Consider the following 19,861-nt stretch of genomic DNA (forward strand, 5'->3'; position numbering starts at 1 on the left):
CGACCGGTGCAGGCGATGCATCGATCCCGGCGTCAGTCCTGCGTGCCGACCGCGAGCACCGTGAAACTGCCGGCGATCATTTCCGGACGCGATTCGGCGCCCCCCGTGCGGGGTTTGAAGCGCGCCGCCGGCAGATAGGCGCGGTGCGTCGCGGTATCGAGTGCGATCGTGCGCGCGCTGACCTGCGTCGCCAGCACCTGCCGCACGCTGTAGTGATCGGCGTCGTCCTCGTGCACGACGGTGAGGTTACCGCTCTTGCCGTTCGGGCTGAGCGCGACCTGCAGCACGGGGTCGAATTCGGCGCCGTCGGGGCCGTCGCCGATCGGCACGCGCGCGACCGCGTGGCCGTCGTGCGCATCGGTCACCGCCATCACGCCGTTCGCGCAGGCGGAGAACAGCCGCGCATGCACGCGATCGAACGCGAGGCCGGTCGGTTCCTCGCAGCCGTCGAGTTTCCACGCACGCGCGACGCGCGAGGTGTCGCTCGCGATGTCGACAACTTCGCCCCGGTCCTCGATGTTGACGAAAACGTGCCCGGCCTCGTCGCTTGCGCCTAGCTCCGGATTGCCGTCGAAGGCGATCGTCGCGAGTTCGCGGCCACTGATGGGGTCGAGCACCGACGCGTTGTTGCTCTTGGCGTTGAAGATGAAGAGATGCTTCGAGTGCGTGTCGTACAGCAGGGCGTCCGGCGACTGGCCGCTGACCGGCAGGTCGCGCACGCGGGCCAGCGTGGCGAGGTCGAATTCGGTGACGGTGTTGCTGCGCCCGTTGGTGGCGAAACCGCGCCCGAGCGAGGGCACCAGCGCGATGCCGTGCACGCCGGCAGTGCCGCTGATCTCGCCGATCAGGTGACCGTCGCGCGTATCGATCACCTGGACGCGATCGCTGCGGCTGAGGAACAGGCGATGGCCCGAATCGTCGACCGCCAGGAGATCCCAGCGCCCGTCGCCCGGCACGGCGAAGCTTGATTGCACCGCGTAGGTCGGCGTGGCGGGCGCGTGGACACCGGCACATCCGGCGAGGACGGCAGCCACGGCGACGGTCGTAGCGATTCGGATGGTCATGGCGTTTTTCCGGAGGGCGGTTGGTTGGGTCGACGTGGAGGTGCGGACGGCGTAGGTGTCACGTCGAACATCACCCGGCCGCGGAACGGCGCGCCGAGTGCGTGGGCGTCGCCGCCGTGGGCATGCAGGTAGTCGCGAACGTCTGGCCAGTGCGCAACGCGCGTGATCCACACGGCGTTGTGATCGGCGTTTTCCTCGACCAGCTCGGTCGCGGCATCTTCGTCGAAGGCCGGATTGACGGGCGCCGCATCCGGGGCCGGTGTCGGCTGCAGCGTGACATCTTCGACTTCGGCGCCCAGGTGCAAACGCAGGCCGTAGCGCGGATCGTCGTCGACGAAGACGACGCGATCGATCGGCGCGCCGGTTCGTGCGCGAATCGCGTCCGCCCACTGGCGCGCATCCTGCTCCGAAGCGATGTGCGACCCACCGATGCGCAGCGCGACGAGCAGCACGATCCACACGAGAAGTGGAACAGACGGCAGCGCGGCGCCGCGTGCGGCGTAGTCGCGCACGGCGAGCAAGGCGAGCGGTACCGTCAATGGCAACACGTAGAGCGGCAACCGCGAGCGCGCGACGCAGAATACGATCAGCGGCAGCACGCACCACGCGATCAGCAAGATCGTTGGTGCATCCGCGGTCCGTCCGGCCGCGCGTTTCCAGTCGGGCGCGCGACGCACTGCACGAGCTGCGTGTCGCAATGCGGGGATCGTCCACGGCAACGCGCCAAGCACGATCGTCGGCGCGTACACCACCAGCCAGCCATACCACTCGCCGTGGCGACCGAATTCGTTGCTGGCGACGCGGCTGACCACTTCGTCGCCGAGGAAGTACGCCAGCAGTCTGGGTTCGCGCATCACCACGCAGGCGAACCACGAGAGCGCGACGACCAGGAACAGCGCGATCGCCGGCCATCGGAACGCGCGCCGCGGCGCCGGTTGGGCGAACTCCGACACCACGACCGCGAGCAGCGGCAACAGGCCCGGCGGACCCTTGGCGAGGAACGCGAGGCCGAATGCGCCCCACATCAGGTAGGCCCAGCGCGGTCGCGCATCGCCCCAGCGCAGTTCGACGTAGGCGTACATCGCCAGCGTCTCGCAGGCGGTGAGCAGGAAGTCGATGGTCACCAGCTGCGAGGCGATGGCCGGCAGCAGCATGGTGGCGAACACCAGCGCCGCCGCGCGCTCGTAGCCGGGTGCAACCCGACGCGCGATGCGCGATGCGAGCCACGCGCACGCCAGGTAGGACAACGCGGGCGTCAGGCGCGCCGCCCACGTGTTGACGCCGAACACGACGAACGCCGCGGCGATCGACCAGTACGCGAGCGGAGGCTTGGTCCAGTGCGCGACATCCAGGCTGCGATGCGGCACCAGCCAGTCGCCGCGCAGGATCATGTTGATCGCGACGTTGGTGTAGCGGCCTTCGTCCGGATCCCACAGCGCGCGGCTGCCGAGGCACGTGAAGGCGAGCACCACGAGCACCAGTGCGATACGTGGCCACGTCCAGAACGCAGTGCGCGTGTCAGCGGACATGCTGGACGCCCAGGTAGAAGACGAGCGGCTGCCGATGGACGCCGCTGACTTCGCTGCCGAGCGAACCCATCAGCAACAGCCCCTCGCGCAGCGCATAGCGCGCACCGATGTTGAGGGTGGCGCGCGCAGCTTCGCCGTCGACGCGTGTCGCGTTGATTTCAGCGAGGCAGGTGATGGTGCGTCGGCAGTCGTGCGCGACGAACGCACCCGCCTGCCAGGCATCGGCCTCGTGCGCGACCACGTGCCGCGCGACTTCCGTGCCAATACTGACGCTGCCGAATTCCTTCGCCGCCTGGATCGGCAACACCCATTCGGGATTCGTCGACGCAAGCCCGCGACGGCGCGCGGCGGGTGACCCGCCATGGATCCACAGCGGTTGCACGGCGACCGACACGCCGGCGGTGTCCTGGTCGAGAAAGCGCCAGCGTGCGCCGAGTTCGACATCACCGAATCCCGATGCCCAGCCACCGTCCGCGCGTGCATGCGCCCACGAGCCGTGGACCGACAGCTGCACGCGCTCGCCGACGCCGCGATTGATATCGAGGTCGGGCGCGGAAAGGTCCCAGTCGCCGTTGTGCGCGCCGCCGGCCGCGGCGAGGTTGATCTCCCACACACCCGGTCCTGGCGTGTCGGGGTCGTTGGTGATCATCGGCGGGCCGGCCTGCGCGCGCGCGGTGCCGGCCAGCGCGAGCAACGCCATCGCGACCACCGCACGCGGCGTGGCGGCCATGCGTCAGTGCGCCTTGTCCGCCGCGCGTTGCGGGAACACCAGGATGCCGACCACGATCGCGGCGACCAGCGCCAGCGAGCCCGTGTAACGGCTGAGTTCGAGGCCGCCCTTGGCGATGGGTTTGTCGAGGAAATCGCCGACCACCGCACCGAGCGGGCGCGTGAGGACGAATGCCGCCCAGAACAGCGCGGTGCGAGAAACACGCGTGGTGAAGTACAGCACGGCGACCAGTGCAAGCAGGCCGCCGAAGATCGCGATGCCGCCGACGTAACCGAGCCCCTGCGTGTCCGCGACCCAGTCGCCGAGCGCGGTGCCGAGCGTCTGCGAGAAGGTGATCGTCAACCAGTAGAAGAGTTCGGAACGCGTGTCGCGCACGCTGTCGACGGCGATCGTCCCGGTGGTGCGATACCAGGTGAACAACGACGCCAGCAGCAGCGCGAGCAGCAGCGACGAGCCGCCGGTGTAGCCGATGCCGAGCGAGCGGTCGGCGAAGTCGGCGAGCGTGGTCCCTACGGTGGTGCTGGCGACGATCGTCGTCCAGTACATCCACGGATTGAACCTGCGGGCGCGGATCTGCAGCGCGACCGCGGCGGCGAAGATCGCGGCGAAGATTGCCGTGCCGATCAGGTAGCCCGACGCCCACACCGTCGTGCTCGCGTTCGGCGTGGTTTCGCCCAGCCACGACATGGTCACCGCGTCGCCGCCGATCTCGCCCAGCGTGGTCGCCAGGATCTTGATGATCCAGAACGTGAGCGTGATGGCTGGAACCTTGCTCAGGTAGTCGTCGCGCGCGTCGGTCATGGGGTTTTTCCTGCGGTGGGGGCGATGCAATGGCGGGCGCAGGGAAATGCGACCGGCCGATGACGCAAGCCGACAGCCCATCCCGTATGCCCGCGGCTCGACAGCGAGACCGCGGCGAACAGACCGAGTACGACCCAACCGGGCCCGGCGGTCTCCTCGATCACCGTGTGGATCACGGCACGCTCCTTGCGGTGGCCGCGGCGGCGCGTGGATGCAACGCCATCGCGCCGTGCTCGAAGTCGTGCGCGGCGGTCTGGTAGTAGCTGATCGCCTCGAACGTGGTGTCGGGGTTGTCGGCGACGACCGGTTGCAGGCGGTCGTCATCCATTGCCGGTGCCAGCGTTACCGCGCGACGGTGCGGCGACAGCTGCACGAGGCGATCCCGCTTGAGCAGGCCCAGCAGCTCGTACGTGCCGATAAGCGCGCGATCGGGCGCCTGCTGGAACACGTCGACGCCGACGAACCGGCTTTGATAGTCGAAGCCCAGCAGGCCGAGCAGCGTCGGCGCGATGTCGATCTGGCTCGTGAGCCCGTCGAAACGCCCCGGCGCGATCCGCCCCGGCGCATAGATCCACATGGGGATGTGATAGCGGAACACCGGCAAGGCGGCCTTGCCCGCGCTGGATGCGCAGTGGTCGGCGGTGATGACGAACACGGTGTCGGCGAACCACGGTTTCGATCGCGCACGACGCAGGAAATCGCCGATCGCCCAGTCGGTGTAGCGGACCGCGCTGGCGCGGTCGTGCTGCTTCCACGGGCCGCGTCCCGCGGGGAACGTATACGGCCGATGGTTCGACGTGGTCATGACGTGCGCGAAGAAGGGCCGGTGCGCGGCGTAGTCGGCGTCGAAGCGCTTGATCGCGAGCGTGTAGAGGTCTTCGTCGGCGACGCCCCACACGGTTTCGTGGTGGACGGCGTTGTCCGGAATCTCCGTGCGGTCGTGTACCTCGTAACCGTTGTGGCCGAAGAAGTAATTCATGTTGTCGAAGGCGCCGTAGCCTCCGTACAGGAACTCGGAGTGGTAGCCGTGCGCGTTGAATACGCTGGCGAGGCTGAAGAGGTTTTCGTTATGCGGGCGCTTGACGATCGATTCGCCGGGCGTCGGTGGCACCGATAGCGACAACGCCTCGAGTCCACGCACGGTGCGCGTGCCGGTGGCATACAGTCGCGTGAACAGCAGGCTCTGCGACGTGATCGCGTCGAGCTGCGGTGTCAACGAGAACTTCTGTCCATAGGTGCCGGAGTAGTCGGCCGAGAAGCTCTCCACGCTGATCAGCACGACGTTGAGGCGTCGCTCGGGCGCGGCGTTGTGGATGCTGCGCGCGATGCCGGTCGGGCCGAGGAAGGTGGCGTCGGGCGTGGTGAGTGCGCGACGCACGCGTGCATCCGCCTCGGCGTCGGGAACGGTGCGGTAGAAGCGGTCGTAGTCGAGCGACGCCTGCCGGTACGCGGCGAAGAACTGGTAGATGCCATCGCCGGCGAGTTCATCGGCGTATGCGTTCGCGCCACCGTCCTTGGCCTCGGCCGAGACGAGCAGCGTGCCGAGCGTCGCCGCGAGACCCCACGCCAGCGCGACCGTGCTGCGCTGCAGGAAGGTCGATTCGTCGACGCCGATCCGCCGCCATCGCGCCGTCGCCGCGAACACCAGCACCGACATCGCGGCGATGCCGGTCAGGATCGCACCCACCGGATACGACTGCCGGATATTGCCGAGCACCTCGGTGGTGTAGACGAGGTAGTCGACCGCGATGAAGTTGAAGCGCGACTGGAACTCCTGCCAGAACGTCCACTCGGCGACCGCGATGAACAGCAGCGCCGCGAGCAGGACGAAGCACGTCGTCGCGATCAGCGCGCGGCCGGCCGGCCGGGTCGTCCAGCGCTTGGGCAACAGCCACAGCATCAGCACCAGCGGCACCGCGAAGTACAGCAGCGCCAGCAGGTCGTAGCCCGCGCCGATGGCGAAGATGCGCAGGTCGCCGGCGGGCGAGAACGGCAGGCTGCCGGCGATGTCGACGCGCAGGACGAGCCGCGTGAGGGTGGCAACGCCCATGAAGACGACGGCGAGCCAGGCGAGCGGTCGCCAACGGGCGGACAATGCGGGTTCGTTCAAGGCGATGCGCTGTGCGGAGACGACGCGCAGCGTCGGCCGGTGCGCGTAATCGACACTCAGCCGAATCTCAGCCGAGCGTTAAGCGGCCGCACGCGCATGTGGCATCGTCGTCCCACGGAGTTGCCGATGACCACCACCGCTGCCGGCCTGCGCGTCCTGCTGATCGAGGACCAGCACGACATCGCCGCCAACATCTGGGATTACCTCGAACGTCGCGGGCACGTGGTCGACCGCTGCGCGGACGGCGTGTCCGGCCTGCAACGCGCGCTGGGCGAATCCTTCGACGTGATCGTGCTCGACCTCGGGCTACCGCGGCTGGATGGCCTCGATCTCTGCCGCCAGCTGCGCGCGGCCGGGCGCGGCGTGCCGGTGCTGATGCTCACCGCCCGCGATACCCTCGACGACAAGCTGCGTGGTTATGCGGAAGGAGCCGACGACTACATGGTCAAGCCGTTCGCGATGCGCGAGCTTGAAGCGCGCCTGCGCGTGATCCATCGCGGCATCGCGGGCGTGCCGCAGGCGCATGGCGTCGGTGGCCTGCGTTACGACGCCGCCACCATGATGGCGAGCCGCGACGGGCGCTCGATCGCACTCACCCGCCTGCAGGGACGCCTGCTCGATACGCTGCTGCGCGAGTCGCCGCGCGTGGTGCCGCATGCGCGCCTGATCGACGCGGCGTGGCAGGACGAGGCGGGCGACATCGCCGCATTGCATACGCAGATGTACGAGCTGCGCGCGCTGGTCGACAAGCCGTTCGACGCGCCGGTGATCCGGTCGGTACGCGGCATCGGCTATCGGGCGGTGGCCGAATGACCACGCGCGGCACGTCGTTGCGACGCCGCGTCACCTGGGCGTCGGCGCTGCTTGGGCTGGTGATCAGCCTGCTGTTCGCCGGCGCGGTGGTGCTGGTCACCGAGGACTACGAAGCGGTGCTCGCGCATGAAATCCTGCGCGGGCAGGCCGAGGACTACAGCCTGCGTGTCGGCAGCGGCGTGGCGGCGCAACTGCCGCGCACGCAACGCCTGAGCGGTTATCGCGGCACGCCGCCGCCGCAGTACGCGAACTACACGCCCGGCGTGCACGAGGATCCCGAACACGACGGCGTGCATGTCGGCGTGTTCGACACCAGCGCGGGCCGCCTGTATTTCGTCATCGACCTCGGCGACATCGAAGTGCTGGAGCAGCACCTCAATCTGTGGCTGGCCGCCGTGATTCTCGGTGGCGTCGCGTTGTCGGGCTGGCTCGGCTGGATGTTCGGCGGCCGCGCGCTGGCGCCGGTGAGGCAACTCGCCACCGCCGTCGATGCGCTCACCGACAAGCCGGGCCCTTCGGACCTCGCATCGACGTTGCCGCCGGACGAACTCGGTGCGCTCGCACGCGCGATCGACGACTACCAGGGCCGGCTCACCGTCGCCGACGCGCAGCAGCAATCGTTCTTCGCCGACGCCAGCCACGAGCTGCGCACGCCGATCGCGGTGGTGCAGGGCGCCGCCGAAGTCCTGCTCGACGATCCGGAGCTTCCGGTCGACGCCACCGCACGCGTTGCACGACTGGAGCGCGGCGCGCAGGAACTCGCCGATCTCACCGAGGCGATGTTCGCCGTCGCGCGCGACACGCCGGTGCGCCGCGAGGCGCTCGACATGTCCGAGCTCGCACGCGAGGCGTGGGCGGCATGGCCGTCGGCGTCGCAGCCGGTGACGATTCGAACCGGCGGCGCGATTCCTGTCGTCGCCGCGCGCCGCGAAACCGTGCTGCTGTTGCGCATGATCGCGCGACGCGCGTTCGCCAATGCGCGCTGCATCGGCGTCGACGCGGTGCCGGGTGCTTCGGCTCCAGCCACGAACGCGATCGATGCAGTGGACGCGGCAACGGAGCAGGCGGTCGACATCGGCGGGCTCTCCGCGCTGCTTCGACGCACTGCATCGCGCGGCGGCTGGAGGGTGCATACCGGCGCGGATGGCGTCGTGCTGGAGTCCCTCGACTCGCGCACGCGGGTCCGGTTGCACGACGCGTCATAGGCGTCGGCCCGGGGCCGCGCGGCAGCGTTACTTGCCGATGCAGAAGCTCGAGAAGATGTGCCCAAGCAGATCGTCCGCATGCACGCGGCCGGTGATCGCGCCCAGCGCATCGTGCGCACGCCGCAACTGTTCGGCGGCGAGGTCGAGATGCTCGTGCGCAAGTTGCACCCGCGCCTGCGCGAGTTCGTCGCGCGCTTCGTTCAGCGCGTGCACGTGGCGCGTGCGCGCGCTGAACGCGCCCTGCGCGGTCTCCGCATTCGGCCCGAGCGCGAGCGCGTGCAGGCGGCGACGGACATCGTCGAGACCGATGCCGGTATGCGCGGACGCCGCGATGAAATCGTCGGGCGGTTGAGCGTCGAGCAGGTCGGTCTTGTTGGCGATGCGCAGCACGTGCGGCACGCCGGTGATCGCGTTCGCGACCGCGGCATGCCCCGCGATCGCATCGCGCGCATCGACGACGACGATCGCGAGGTCGGCACGCTCGAGTTCCGCATGCGCGCGACGCATGCCTTCGCGTTCGATCGCGTCGCCGCTGTCGCGCAGGCCGGCCGTGTCGACCAGCGTGAGTTCGACGCCTTCGATGCGCACGGTCTCGCGCAGCACGTCGCGCGTGGTGCCGGCGATGTCGGTGACGATCGCGCGGTCGACGCCGGCGAGCGCATTGAGCACCGAGCTCTTGCCCGCGTTCGGCGGACCGACGATCACCGCGTGCAGGCCGTCGCGAAGTCGCCGGCCCTGTTCGGCCGCGACGAGCAATGCGTCGAGATCGCGTTCGATCGCGTCGAGCCGGCGACGCAGGTCGTCGCCACCGAGCGTGTCGATCGGTTCGTCGGCGAAGTCGATCGCGGCTTCGCAATGCACGCGCACGTGCAGGAGTTGCGCGGCGATCGCGTCCACGCGTCGCGAGAAGTCGCCGTCGAGCGCGCGTCGTGCCGCGCGTGCCGCGCGAACATCGGCGGCGGCGATCAGGTCGGCGACGGCCTCCGCCTGTGCCAGATCGAGCCGGCCTTCGAGGAACGCGCGTTCTGTAAATTCGCCCGGCCGCGCAGGCCGCGCACCGAGCGCGAGGCAGGCGTCGAGCAATTGCGCGAGCACGGCCGGGCTGCCGTGCGCCTGCAGTTCGACCACGTCCTCGCCGGTGTAGCTCGCGGGTGCGACGAACAGCAGCGCGAGGCCGTCATCGATGACGTCGTCGCCCGACCGGAACTGCACGTGATGCGCACGGCGCGGCGTCAGCGTTCGTTGCGCGATCGCCTCGCCGACGCGGCGTGCGTCGGGGCCCGACAGGCGCACGATGCCGACACCCGCGCTGCCGGCGGCGGTGGCAATGGCGGCGATGGTGTCGCGCGACATCACGTGCGGCGTCTCCAAACGACGAGCCCGCCGGGTGGCGGGCTCGCACGCTGCGTCAGTTCTTCTTCACCGGCTCACCGTGCTTGCGCAGGAAGTACCACTGCTGCGCGAGCGTGAGCAGGCCATTGGTGACCCAGTACAGCACCAGGCCCGACGGGAAGAACGCGAACATGATGCCGAACACCAGCGGCATGAACTGCATCATCTTGGCCTGCGCCGGATCCATGCCCGCGGTCGGCGTCAGCCTCTGCGTCACGAACATCACCGCGGCGTTGATCGCCGGCAGCACGAAGTACGGATCGCGCGCGGTCAGGTCGTGGATCCACATCACCCACGGCGCGTGGCGCAGTTCCACCGACTCCGACAGCATCCAGTACAGCGCGAGGAAGATCGGCATCTGCACGAACAACGGCAGACAGCCGCCGGCCGGATTGACTTTCTCCTTGCGGTACAGCTCCATCATCGACTGCTGGAACTGCTGGCGATCCTCGCCATGGCGTTCCTTGAGCTGCGCAAGCTTCGGCTGCAGGCGGCGCATCTTCGCCATCGAGCGGTACTGCGTGTTGGCGAGCGGAAGCAGCAGCAGCTTGATCAGCACGACCAGGCAGATGATCGACCAGCCCCAGTTGCCGATCTTGGCGTGCAGGAAGGCGAGCACCGCGTACAGCCAACCGGCGAGCGTCGCGAACACCGTGTAGCTGCTGAAGTCGACCGCACGCTCGAGGCCCGGCACCTTCTGCGCGGCGATCTGCTCGACGCTCTTAGGGCCCACCCACAGGCGCGCTTCGGTGGTTGCGCGCTGGCCCGGTGCGACGCTGAGCGTCGGGCCGAGTTCGCGGATCACGTAGTTGGTGCCGCCGATGCCGTTCGGCGTGGCGGTCGCGAACTCGGTGGCGTCGTTCGACTGCGGGATCCACGCGGTGAAGAAGTGGTGCTGGAGGAACGCGATCCAACCGCCGGTCACCTTCTTCGACAGCGTGCCGTCGTCGACGAACTTGTTGAACGCGCGCTTCTCGTACTTGTCCTGCGGGCTGTACCAGGCCGCGCCCTGGAACGCGAACACGCGACCCGAGGTGAAGCCGCCCGTGGGCGCCGGCGGCATGGTGCGGCTGAGCTGGCGATACACGCTGGCCTGCCACGGCGCGGTGCCGGCATTGGTGACGTCATCGCGGACGCGAACGGTGTAGCCGCCGCGGTTGAACGTGTACGTGCGGCGGATGGTCACGCCGTTCGCGCCGGTCCACACGAACGGCACGTCGAGCGTCGCGGCGCCGGGCGCGAGCGCGTAGCTGCGCGCGGCGTCGGCCGGCACGAAGCCGGCAAGGTGGGTCGGTGCCGGGGCGCCGGTCGCGACCCAACCGCTCTGCGCGGCGAAGTAATGCGCCGGATCCGTCGAGAACAGGCGGACCGGTCGCGTCGGGTCATCGAGGTCGGCGTACGCGGGCAGGTCGGCCTGCAGCATCTGGCCGCCGTCGAGCGTCACGTCCAGCACGTCGGTGTGGACGGTGACGATGCCCGGCGTCGCGACGGGCTGCGCATTCGGCGCGGCGGCTGAAGGCACCGCGCCGGCGCCGGTCGGTGTCGGAACCGCGGCGGCGGGGTTCGCGTTGGCGGCCGTCGACGTCGGCGTCGCCGCCGGCGGCGCGGACTTCTCGCGCGACCATTCCATCCACAGCAGCGACGCCACCAACAGCCAGGCGAAGAGGAGGAAGGCGCGGGTCTGGTTCATGGGCAGGCAGGCTCGTGCCGGACGCGTCGATTACGCGCCGGCGGAAGGGTCGGAGGACGGCGGCGGCATTGTGCCGGCGGGGGCCGGGGCCGGCAACGCGCGGGCCCGACGCAGGAGATCGAGGAACGCCGCGCGCAATTCAAGGCCCGAGCGCTGTGCCGCGCCCGGTCGCGCGACGATGACGTAGTCGCCGGGCGCCAGCGTCGAACGGAGGCGACGGAATTCGTCGCGCAGCTGGCGCTTGATGCGATTGCGGCCGACCGCATTCGGGTCGACCTTGCGTGACACGGCAAGGCCGAGCCGCGGCGCGATCGCGTCGTCGCGGTTCCAGTGCAGGGCGAGCACGGGAAGCCCGGTGCGTCGGCCGTCCTTGAACACACGATCGAAATCGGCACGCGTTCGCACGCGCGCCGATCGGGGAAAGCGCTGGGAGTTCATGGTGCGTCGTCGACGCAGGCGTCCGCGGCGATTCGGCGCGGCGCGGACGCAGCCCGGCGGATCACGCCAGGCGACCGGCCGGAGCCGATCAGGCCGTGAGGCGCTTGCGGCCCTTGGCGCGGCGACGCGCGAGGATCTTGCGGCCATCGGCCGTGGCCATGCGCGCACGGAAGCCGTGGTCGCGCTTGCGCTTGAGGTTGCTGGGCTGGTAGGTGCGCTTGGTGGCCATGAGGCAACTCGCGTAAGGACGGCGAAAGTGAACCCGGAAGTCTAGCGGGCCCTACCCGGCCGGGTCAAGCCGATGTGACGACGCACCTCTGTGGTGGTGTGGACAAGCCTGTCCCCGCCCTGTGGATAAATGGTAGTCTGCCCGACCCCCGAACCGCTGGACGCGGCCTCTTCCCGAGGCTTCCGCGCCGGCGGTCCGTCGCCCTCTTTTCGCTGCAATTCGCGGGTTTCTGCACTTGTCGATGATGGATGCCTGGCCGCGCTGCCTCGAACGCCTGGAAGCCGAACTGCCGGCCGAGGACGTGCACACCTGGTTGCGGCCGCTGCAGGCCGAACTGCAGGGCGAGCGCGCCGTGCTGTATGCGCCGAATGCGTTCGTGGTGGACCAGGTGCGCGAGCGCTACCTGCCCCGCATCCGCGAACTGCTGAGCTATTTTGCTGGCGCCGACGACGTGCGACTGGAAGTCGGCGCGTTGCCGAAGGCGAAAAGCGCGTCCACCGCGGCGGCGTCGCCGGCCTATCCGACCGCGAGCTCGCAGGCGCCCGCGCCGATGCCGTTCAACGGCAACCTCGACAACCACTACACGTTCGAGAATTTCGTCGAAGGCCGCAGCAACCAGCTCGGCCGCGCCGCGGCGATGCAGGCCGCGCTGAAACCCGGCGACCGCGCGCACAACCCGCTGCTGCTCTACGGCGGCACCGGTCTCGGCAAGACCCATCTCATGTTCGCCGCCGGCAACATGATGCGCACCAACAACCCGGGCTTCCGGGTGATGTACCTGCGCAGCGAGCAGTTCTTCAGCGCGATGATGAAGTCGCTGCAGGACAAGACCATGGACGCCTTCAAGCGGCAGTTCCAGCAGGTCGACGCGCTGCTGATCGACGACATCCAGTTCTTTGCCGGCAAGGACCGCACGCAGGAAGAGTTCTTCCACACGTTCAACCAGCTGTTCGACGGCCGCCAGCAGATCATCCTCACCTGCGACCGTTACCCGCGTGAGGTCGACGGGCTGGAGCCGCGGCTCAAGTCGCGCCTGGCCTGGGGTCTGTCGGTGGCGATCGAACCGCCGGACTTCGAGACGCGCGCGCAGATCGTGCTGAGCAAGGCACGCGAGCGTGGCGTCGAAATCCCCGAGGACGTCGCCTTCCTGCTCGCCAAGAAGATGCGCAGCAACGTGCGCGACCTCGAGGGCGCGCTCAACACCCTTGCCGCGCGCGCCAACTTCACCGGCCGCAGCATCACCGTCGAGTTCGCACAGGAGACGCTGCGCGACCTGCTGCGCGCCCAGCAGCAGGCGATCGGCATCCCCAACATCCAGAAGGTCGTGGCCGACTATTACGGCCTCCAGATGAAGGACCTGCTGTCCAAGCGCCGCACCCGCTCGCTGGCGCGGCCGCGACAGATGGCGATGGCGCTGGCCAAGGAACTCACCGAGCATTCGCTGCCGGAGATCGGCGACGCCTTCGCCGGCCGCGACCACACCACCGTCCTGCACGCCTGTCGGCAGATCCGCACCCTGATGGAGACGGACGGCAAGCTGCGCGAGGATTGGGACAAGCTCATCCGCAAGCTGAGCGAGTAAGGTGTGCATGGCGCGTGTGCGCGCCGGGGGCAAGCTGTGGACAATTCGGGGCGGTCGCGATGACGGCCGGTTTGTCCACAGGTTGACCACGATCCCGGGGAGTGTTTCCAACAGGGTCGGAAGGTCAATAAAAACCAAGTAATTCAGTAGGTTGAGGGAGTTTTCCCGGATTCCGGCGCCCTCCACCACCACCATGCTTTTGATTTAATCCACTCCTTAGAAACGGAACGGGGATCGGGTCCAGATGCGCTTTTCCCTTCAACGCGAAGTGTTCCTGAAGCCACTCGCGCAGGTCGTCAACGTCGTCGAGCGACGCCAGACGCTGCCGGTACTCGCCAACCTGCTGGTGCAGGTGCAAGGCGGCCTGCTGTCGTTGACCGGTACCGACCTCGAGGTCGAAATGGTCTCCCGCGTCGCGGTCGAGGACGCCCAGGACGGCGAGACCACGATCCCGGCGCGCAAGCTGTTCGAGATCGTCCGTGCCCTGCCCGACGGCAGCCGCATCACCATCAGCCAAACAGGCGAGCGGATCACGGTGCAGGCGGGGCGTTCGCGCTTCACGTTGTCGAGCCTGCCGTCGACCGATTTCCCGTCGCTGGACGACGTCGACGCGACCGAACGCGTGCAGGTGCCGGAAGCGGCGCTCAAGGAGCTGATCGAACGCACCGCGTTCGCGATGGCCCAGCAGGACGTGCGCTACTACCTCAACGGCCTGCTGTTCGATCTGCGCGAAAGCTCGCTGCGCTGCGTCGCCACCGACGGCCATCGCCTCGCGCTCTGCGAATCGGGCCTCGAAGGCACCGGCGCACAGACCAAGCGCCAGATCATCGTGCCGCGCAAGGGCGTAACCGAGCTGCAGCGCCTGCTCGAGGGCGGCGATCGCATCCTCGAACTGGAAATGGGCCGCGGCCACCTGCGCGTGAAGCGCGACGACGTGACCTTTACCAGCAAGCTCATCGACGGGCGTTTTCCCGACTACGAGGCCGTGATACCGATCGGCGCGGACAAGGAAATCCGCATCGACCGCGACGTGCTGCGGGCGTCCTTGCAGCGCGCAGCCATCCTGTCGAACGAGAAGTACCGCGGCGTGCGCATGGAAGTGTCGCCCGGCCAGCTCAAGATCTCCGCGCACAACCCGGAGCAGGAAGAGGCGCAGGAAGAGGTCGAGGCCGAAACCCGTGTCGACGACCTCGCGGTCGGCTTCAATGTCGGCTATGTGCTGGATGCGCTGAACTCGCTCAAGGACGAGGTCGTCGTGGTGCAGCTGCGCGATGCGAACTCGTCCGCGCTGATCCGCGAGGCGTCCAACGAGCGCTGCCGCCACGTGATCATGCCGCTGCGCCTCTGACGGTCTGGTTCCACGTGGAACATGCGACGCCCGGCTCAGGCCGGGCGTCGTCGTTTGTGGGGCTGCGTAGCGGACAATGGCGCCATTGGGCGTCCGCCGCCTGCCCTCTCCGGCTAGAAGCTTTCCGTGCAGGTCACCCGCCTCGACATCCGCAATCTCCGGCGCTTCGACGACGTCAGCCTGTCGCCCGCGCCCGGCCTGAACCTGCTGGTCGGGGATAACGGCGCCGGCAAGACCAGCGTGATCGAGGCGCTGCACCTGATGGCCTACGGCCGCAGCTTCCGCGGGCGGGTTCGCGAGGGCCTGGTGCAGGCCGGCGGCGATGCGCTGGAGGTGTTCGTCGAGTGGGAGGAAACCGGCGCGGCCGCCGGCCGAACACGTCGGGCCGGCCTGCGTCATTCGGGCGGTGACTGGACCGGACGCCTCGACGGCCAGCCGGTTGGCCAGATCGGCGAGCTGTGCGCGGCCTTGGCGGTCGTGACCTTCGAGCCGGGCAGCCATGAACTGGTCCATGGCAGCAGCGAGGTTCGCCGCCGTTTCCTGGACTGGGGGTTGTTCCACGTGGAACATGGCTTCCTGCGGCCGTGGCGGCGTTACGCCCGGGCGCTGAAGCAGCGGAACATCCTGCTCAAGCAGCGGGTGCGGGATGGGCAGCTGGACGCCTGGGATGCGGAACTGGCGGAAACCGGCGAGCAGCTGACCGAGCAGCGCCGGCGCTACGTCGACGCGCTCGCGCCGGGTTTCGCCGCCGTCGCGGACGAGCTCGCGCCCGGGCTAGGGGCGGCGACGCTCGCCTACTCGCCAGGCTGGCGTCGCGACGAGCTGCCGCTGGCCGACGCCCTCCTGCTTGCTCGGGACCGCGACCTCCTCGCCGGCCACACCAGTGTCGGACCTCACCGCGCCGACTGGCGTCCGACCTTCTCCGCGATTCCGGGCCGCGATGCCCTGTCGCGTGGGCAGGCCAAGCTCGCCGCCCTGTCAGCGCTTCTCGCGCAGGCGGATTTCCACGCCGAGGCGACGGGCCAGCAGCCGATCTTCGCACTCGACGATCTCGCGTCCGAACTCGACCGCCACCATCAACGGCGCGTCCTGCAACGGTTGGCGGAGCGCGGCAGCCAGGTCTTCGTCAGCGGTACCGATATTCCGGCGGCGGTCGCCGAGCTCGGCCTGCAACCAAGACTGTTCCACGTGGAACATGGCCGGATCTCAATCGGCTGAGAGTCGCCGTTCATCCCCGCTCTTCGAGCCGCTGGGACCCGCTGCTATACTTCGCGCACGTAAAGCTAATGTGTCGCGACGCCCCCGCTCCCGCGGACGCCGGTGTCGCGCGAGGCGCCTGCCTGATGTCCGAGATGCACGACGACGCGATGCCCGTAGCGGCACCGTCCGATTCCTACGACTCCTCCAAGATCACCGTGCTGCGCGGCCTCGAGGCCGTGCGCAAGCGTCCCGGCATGTACATCGGCGACGTACACGACGGTACCGGCCTGCACCACATGGTGTTCGAGGTCGTCGACAACGGCATCGACGAGGCCCTCGCCGGCCACGCGAACGAAGTGACGGTCACCCTGCACGCCGACGGCTCCTGCTCGGTGTACGACAACGGCCGCGGCATCCCGGTCGACATCCACAAGGAAGAGGGCGTGTCGGCGGCCGAGGTGATCCTTACCGTGCTGCACGCCGGCGGCAAGTTCGACGACAACTCGTACAAGGTGTCGGGCGGCCTGCATGGCGTCGGTGTCTCCGTCGTCAACGCGCTGAGCTCGAGGCTGTGGCTCGAGGTCTGGCGCGACGGTTATCACTGGCGCCAGGAATACGCGCTCGGTGAGCCGGTGTACCCGCTGGAGCGCCTCGAAGCGTCCGACCGCAAGGGCACCCTGCTGCGCTTCCTGCCGGCGGCGGAGATCTTCACCGACGTCGAATTCCACTACGACATCCTCGCCAAGCGCCTGCGCGAGCTTTCGTTCCTCAACTCCGGCGTTCGCATCGTCCTGACCGACGAGCGCGGCGACGGCAAGCGCGACGTGTTCGAGTACGAAGGCGGCATCCGCTCCTTCGTCGAGCACTTGGCGCAGCTCAAGAACCCGCTGCACCCGAACGTCATCTCGGTGACGGGCGAGCAGAACGGCATCACCGTGGACGTCGCGCTGCAGTGGACCGACGCCTACCAGGAAACGATGTTCTGCTTCACCAACAACATCCCGCAGAAGGACGGCGGCACGCACCTGATCGGGTTCCGCGCGGCGCTGACGCGCACGCTGCAGAACTACATCGAGCAGAGCGGTATCGCCAAGCAGGCGAAGGTCGCGCTTTCGGGCGACGACATGCGCGAAGGCCTGATCGCCGTATTGAGCGTGAAGGTGCCGGACCCGAGCTTCTCCTCGCAGACCAAGGAGAAGCTGGTCAGCTCCGAGGTCAGGCCGGTCGTTGAGAGTACGTTCGGTGCACGTTTGGAGGAGTTCCTGCAGGAACACCCCCACGAGGCCCGTGCCATCGCCGGCAAGATCGTCGACGCCGCCCGCGCCCGCGAGGCCGCCCGCAAGGCTCGGGATCTCACCCGCCGCAAGGGTGCGCTCGACATCGCCGGCCTGCCGGGCAAGCTCGCCGACTGCCAGGAGAAGGATCCGGCGTTGTCGGAGCTCTTCATCGTTGAGGGCGACTCGGCGGGTGGCTCGGCCAAGCAGGGCCGCAACCGCAAGACGCAGGCGATCCTTCCGCTCAAGGGCAAGATCCTCAACGTGGAGCGCGCGCGCTTCGATCGCATGCTTGCGTCCGCGGAAGTCGGCACGCTGATCACCGCGCTCGGCACCGGCATCGGCAAGGACGAGTACAACCCGGACAAGCTGCGCTACCACCGCATCATCCTGATGACCGACGCGGACGTCGACGGCTCGCACATCCGCACGCTGCTGCTGACGTTCTTCTATCGGCAGATGCCGGAGCTGATCGAGCGCGGCCACGTCTACATCGGCCTGCCGCCGCTCTACAAGATCAAGCAGGGCAAGACCGAGTTGTATCTGAAGGACGACGCGGCGCTCGATGCGTATCTCGCGAGCAATGCGGTCGACGGCGCATCGCTGATCCCGGCCGATGGCGAACCGCCGATCACCGGCGAGGCGCTCGAGAAGTTGCTGCTCGCCTATGCGAACGCACGCGATGCGATCCGTCGTCATTCGCATCGCTTCGATCCGCAGGTGCTGGAAGCGCTGCTCGACATCGCGCCGTTCAACGCAGCGACACAGGAGCTCGACGCCGCCGCGTTGTCGGTGATCGAAGCGCGCATCAACGACGGCTACCTCGGCAAGCCGACGTATCGCCTCGAATGGAATGCGGCGAGTGATGCGCGTCCGGCGGCACTCGTCGTGCATCGTATGCACATGGGCGAGGACTCGGTGCAGACGCTGCCGATGACCGCGTTCGAGAGCGGCGAGTTGCGCACGCTGCGCGAAGCCGCGACGCAGCTCAACGGGCTGGTTCGCGACGGCGCGCAGATCGTTCGTGCGAATCGCGCGCAACCGGTCGAGCGTTTCGCCGACGCATACGCATGGCTGATGGACGAAGCGAAGAAGGGTCGCCAGATCCAGCGCTTCAAGGGCCTCGGCGAAATGAATCCGGAACAGTTGTGGGAGACCACGGTGAACCCGGAATCGCGTCGCCTGCTGCAGGTGCGCATCGAAGACGCGGTGGCTGCCGACGCGATCTTCTCGACGCTGATGGGCGACGTGGTCGAACCGCGTCGCGAGTTCATCGAAGAGAACGCGCTGAAGGTCGCCAACCTCGACGTGTGATACGCGCGTCGCGACGCAATGAAACAGAGCCCGGTTCGCCGGGCTCTTTTTTTGCCCCGTCGTCGCGTTCGACGATCACGTATCGCTCACGGCAACGCGTCGCCGACCGCACCGGACGACATCGATTCAGAGTTCGCGCCTCCGTTTGACGACCCGTTGATCGACGGCCGCCTACAACCGGAGGCCCATTCAGCCGGTACATCGTCATGAAGCCGCTTCTGCTCGCGTTGGCCATCACCGTTGCAGTCGCCGGTTGCGCGACCACCACCACCTCACCGACCGGTCGCAAGCAGACTGTCGGCGGCGTGACGCAGGAACAGCTCAACCAGCTCGGCGAGCAGGCGTTCGCGCAGGCCAAGGCGGAAACGCCGCAGAGCAGCAACGCGCAGCAGACGGCGTACGTGCGTTGCGTGGTCAGTTCGCTGACGCGCCAGCTGCCCGCGGAATGGCAGCAGGGTGGTTGGGAAGTCGCGCTGTTCCAGAAGGACGAGCCGAACGCGTTCGCGCTGCCCGGCGGCAAGGTCGGCGTGTACACCGGCATCTTCAAGGTGGCGCAGAACCAGGACCAGCTCGCCGCGGTGATCGGCCACGAGATCGGCCACGTCATCGCGCGCCACCACGACGAACGCATCACCCGGCAAATGGAAGCGCAGACGGTGGTCGGACTCGCAGGTGCGATCGTCGGCGCGAAGTACGGATCGACCGCCGCCAACGCCGTGTCGCAGTACGGCGCCGCGGGCGCGCAGGCGTTGTTCCTGTTGCCGAACTCGCGCACGCAGGAGAGCGAAGCGGACGTCGTCGGCCAGCAGCTCATGGCGCGCGCAGGGTTCGATCCGCGCCAGGCGGTGAACCTCTGGCAGAACATGGCCGCGCTCGACTCGAGCCGCCCGCCGACCTTCCTGTCGACCCACCCGGACCCGCAGGCCCGTCTCGCGGAGCTCAGCCAGCGCGCCGGCGGACTGGTGCCGACCTACCAGCAGGCGCAAGCCTCCGGCCTCAAACCGCGCTGCGGCTGACCGCCGCCGGAACAAACCGCGCGACACCCTACGCCGGCGTTCCAACGCCGGCCGCGATTCTGCTAGCGTGACCGCCCCGGCGGCCCTCTACGCCGCCTTTTTTGCCGCGCCTCGGCGCGGCCGGAA

General features: G+C 68.4%; 16 protein-coding genes. 7 read left to right on the forward strand and 9 right to left on the reverse strand.

Translation table 11 applies throughout. From position 1 onward, the window contains the following. Positions 1-32: 32 nt before the first annotated feature. From ACKTTN_RS03440 to ACKTTN_RS03460, 5 genes are all read right to left on the reverse strand, one after another. The gene (locus ACKTTN_RS03440; RefSeq protein ID WP_407908473.1) at positions 33-1,064 is read right to left on the reverse strand and encodes a YncE family protein; all 1,032 of its coding nucleotides are present in this window, start codon (positions 1,062-1,064) and stop codon (positions 33-35) included. Then, positions 1,061-2,593 carry an ArnT family glycosyltransferase gene (locus ACKTTN_RS03445; protein ID WP_407908474.1) on the reverse strand — a complete coding sequence of 511 codons (1,533 nt, stop codon included), beginning with the start codon at positions 2,591-2,593 and terminating at the stop codon, positions 1,061-1,063. The genes ACKTTN_RS03440 and ACKTTN_RS03445 overlap by 4 nt, the downstream gene beginning before the upstream one ends. Then, positions 2,583-3,323: a hypothetical protein gene (locus tag ACKTTN_RS03450; protein WP_407908475.1), complete on the reverse strand. Its 741-nt coding sequence runs from the start codon at positions 3,321-3,323 to the stop codon at positions 2,583-2,585. Before ACKTTN_RS03450 ends, ACKTTN_RS03445 begins: the two co-directional genes overlap by 11 nt. Before the next feature lie 3 nt (positions 3,324-3,326). Further along, on the reverse strand, positions 3,327-4,124 hold the full coding sequence (locus ACKTTN_RS03455) for a COG4705 family protein (RefSeq protein WP_407908476.1): 798 nt from the start codon (positions 4,122-4,124) through the stop codon (positions 3,327-3,329). Positions 4,125-4,296: 172 nt separating this feature from the next. Continuing rightward, complete coding sequence (locus ACKTTN_RS03460) at positions 4,297-6,234, reverse strand: LTA synthase family protein (protein WP_407908477.1); 1,938 nt, start codon at positions 6,232-6,234, stop codon at positions 4,297-4,299. A 126-nt stretch (positions 6,235-6,360) separates the two neighbouring features. On the opposite strand from ACKTTN_RS03460, the gene ACKTTN_RS03465 reads away from it, so the two are divergent. Together ACKTTN_RS03465 and ACKTTN_RS03470 are read left to right on the forward strand one after the other, a co-directional pair. Then, complete coding sequence (locus tag ACKTTN_RS03465) at positions 6,361-7,047, forward strand: response regulator transcription factor (protein WP_407908478.1); 687 nt, start codon at positions 6,361-6,363, stop codon at positions 7,045-7,047. Next, complete coding sequence (locus tag ACKTTN_RS03470) at positions 7,044-8,252, forward strand: sensor histidine kinase (RefSeq protein WP_407908479.1); 1,209 nt, start codon at positions 7,044-7,046, stop codon at positions 8,250-8,252. Before ACKTTN_RS03465 ends, ACKTTN_RS03470 begins: the two co-directional genes overlap by 4 nt. 27 nt (positions 8,253-8,279) lie before the next feature. Here ACKTTN_RS03470 and mnmE read toward each other — a convergent pair whose 3' ends face one another. The 4 genes from mnmE to rpmH form a co-directional block, all read right to left on the reverse strand. Continuing rightward, positions 8,280-9,605 (reverse strand): tRNA uridine-5-carboxymethylaminomethyl(34) synthesis GTPase MnmE, encoded by a 1,326-nt coding sequence (gene mnmE / locus ACKTTN_RS03475; RefSeq protein ID WP_407908480.1) that lies wholly within the window; start codon positions 9,603-9,605, stop codon positions 8,280-8,282. Positions 9,606-9,660: 55 nt separating this feature from the next. Beyond that, a complete protein-coding gene (yidC, locus tag ACKTTN_RS03480; protein WP_407908481.1) occupies positions 9,661-11,334 on the reverse strand; it encodes a membrane protein insertase YidC in 1,674 nt (557 codons plus the stop codon). 30 nt (positions 11,335-11,364) lie between these two features. Then, entirely contained in the window at positions 11,365-11,772 is a 408-nt protein-coding gene (gene rnpA, locus ACKTTN_RS03485; protein ID WP_407908482.1) for a ribonuclease P protein component, read from the reverse strand. Between the two features lie 88 nt (positions 11,773-11,860). Then, on the reverse strand, positions 11,861-12,001 hold the full coding sequence (gene rpmH / locus ACKTTN_RS03490) for a 50S ribosomal protein L34 (protein ID WP_027083663.1): 141 nt from the start codon (positions 11,999-12,001) through the stop codon (positions 11,861-11,863). A gap of 244 nt (positions 12,002-12,245) precedes the next feature. Here rpmH and dnaA point away from each other — a divergent pair, with 244 nt between their 5' ends. From dnaA to ACKTTN_RS03515, 5 genes are all read left to right on the forward strand, one after another. After that, positions 12,246-13,583, forward strand: a complete 1,338-nt coding sequence (dnaA, locus tag ACKTTN_RS03495; RefSeq protein ID WP_407908483.1) for a chromosomal replication initiator protein DnaA — start codon at positions 12,246-12,248, stop codon at positions 13,581-13,583. A 244-nt stretch (positions 13,584-13,827) separates the two neighbouring features. Continuing rightward, positions 13,828-14,931 (forward strand): DNA polymerase III subunit beta, encoded by a 1,104-nt coding sequence (gene dnaN / locus ACKTTN_RS03500; protein ID WP_407908484.1) that lies wholly within the window; start codon positions 13,828-13,830, stop codon positions 14,929-14,931. A 126-nt stretch (positions 14,932-15,057) separates the two neighbouring features. Then, positions 15,058-16,149, forward strand: a complete 1,092-nt coding sequence (gene recF, locus ACKTTN_RS03505) for a DNA replication/repair protein RecF (RefSeq protein WP_407908485.1) — start codon at positions 15,058-15,060, stop codon at positions 16,147-16,149. 134 nt (positions 16,150-16,283) lie between these two features. Beyond that, positions 16,284-18,719 carry a DNA topoisomerase (ATP-hydrolyzing) subunit B gene (gene gyrB / locus ACKTTN_RS03510; protein ID WP_407908705.1) on the forward strand — a complete coding sequence of 812 codons (2,436 nt, stop codon included), beginning with the start codon at positions 16,284-16,286 and terminating at the stop codon, positions 18,717-18,719. Positions 18,720-18,925: 206 nt separating this feature from the next. Next, entirely contained in the window at positions 18,926-19,735 is an 810-nt protein-coding gene (locus ACKTTN_RS03515; protein ID WP_407908486.1) for a M48 family metallopeptidase, read from the forward strand. The last annotated feature ends 126 nt before the right edge of the window (positions 19,736-19,861 follow it).

Source organism: Lysobacter claricitrinus (genome assembly GCF_045866565.1).
Lineage (GTDB): Bacteria > Pseudomonadota > Gammaproteobacteria > Xanthomonadales > Xanthomonadaceae > Cognatilysobacter > Cognatilysobacter claricitrinus.

Bases quoted from the DNA above. Each gene is read 5' to 3' on its own strand.
- rnpA (WP_407908482.1), bottom strand. From the start codon at position 11,772: ATGAACTCCCAGCGCTTTCCCCGATCGGCGCGCGTGCGAACGCGTGCC.
- gyrB (WP_407908705.1), top strand. From the start codon at position 16,284: ATGCACGACGACGCGATGCCCGTAGCGGCACCGTCCGATTCCTACGAC.
- dnaA (WP_407908483.1), top strand. From the start codon at position 12,246: ATGGATGCCTGGCCGCGCTGCCTCGAACGCCTGGAAGCCGAACTGCCG.
- dnaN (WP_407908484.1), top strand. From the start codon at position 13,828: ATGCGCTTTTCCCTTCAACGCGAAGTGTTCCTGAAGCCACTCGCGCAG.
- rpmH (WP_027083663.1), bottom strand. From the start codon at position 12,001: ATGGCCACCAAGCGCACCTACCAGCCCAGCAACCTCAAGCGCAAGCGC.
- ACKTTN_RS03465 (WP_407908478.1), top strand. From the start codon at position 6,361: ATGACCACCACCGCTGCCGGCCTGCGCGTCCTGCTGATCGAGGACCAG.
- ACKTTN_RS03440 (WP_407908473.1), bottom strand. From the start codon at position 1,064: ATGACCATCCGAATCGCTACGACCGTCGCCGTGGCTGCCGTCCTCGCC.
- yidC (WP_407908481.1), bottom strand. From the start codon at position 11,334: ATGAACCAGACCCGCGCCTTCCTCCTCTTCGCCTGGCTGTTGGTGGCG.
- ACKTTN_RS03450 (WP_407908475.1), bottom strand. From the start codon at position 3,323: ATGGCCGCCACGCCGCGTGCGGTGGTCGCGATGGCGTTGCTCGCGCTG.
- ACKTTN_RS03455 (WP_407908476.1), bottom strand. From the start codon at position 4,124: ATGACCGACGCGCGCGACGACTACCTGAGCAAGGTTCCAGCCATCACG.
- ACKTTN_RS03445 (WP_407908474.1), bottom strand. From the start codon at position 2,593: ATGTCCGCTGACACGCGCACTGCGTTCTGGACGTGGCCACGTATCGCA.
- mnmE (WP_407908480.1), bottom strand. From the start codon at position 9,605: ATGTCGCGCGACACCATCGCCGCCATTGCCACCGCCGCCGGCAGCGCG.
- ACKTTN_RS03515 (WP_407908486.1), top strand. From the start codon at position 18,926: ATGAAGCCGCTTCTGCTCGCGTTGGCCATCACCGTTGCAGTCGCCGGT.
- ACKTTN_RS03470 (WP_407908479.1), top strand. From the start codon at position 7,044: ATGACCACGCGCGGCACGTCGTTGCGACGCCGCGTCACCTGGGCGTCG.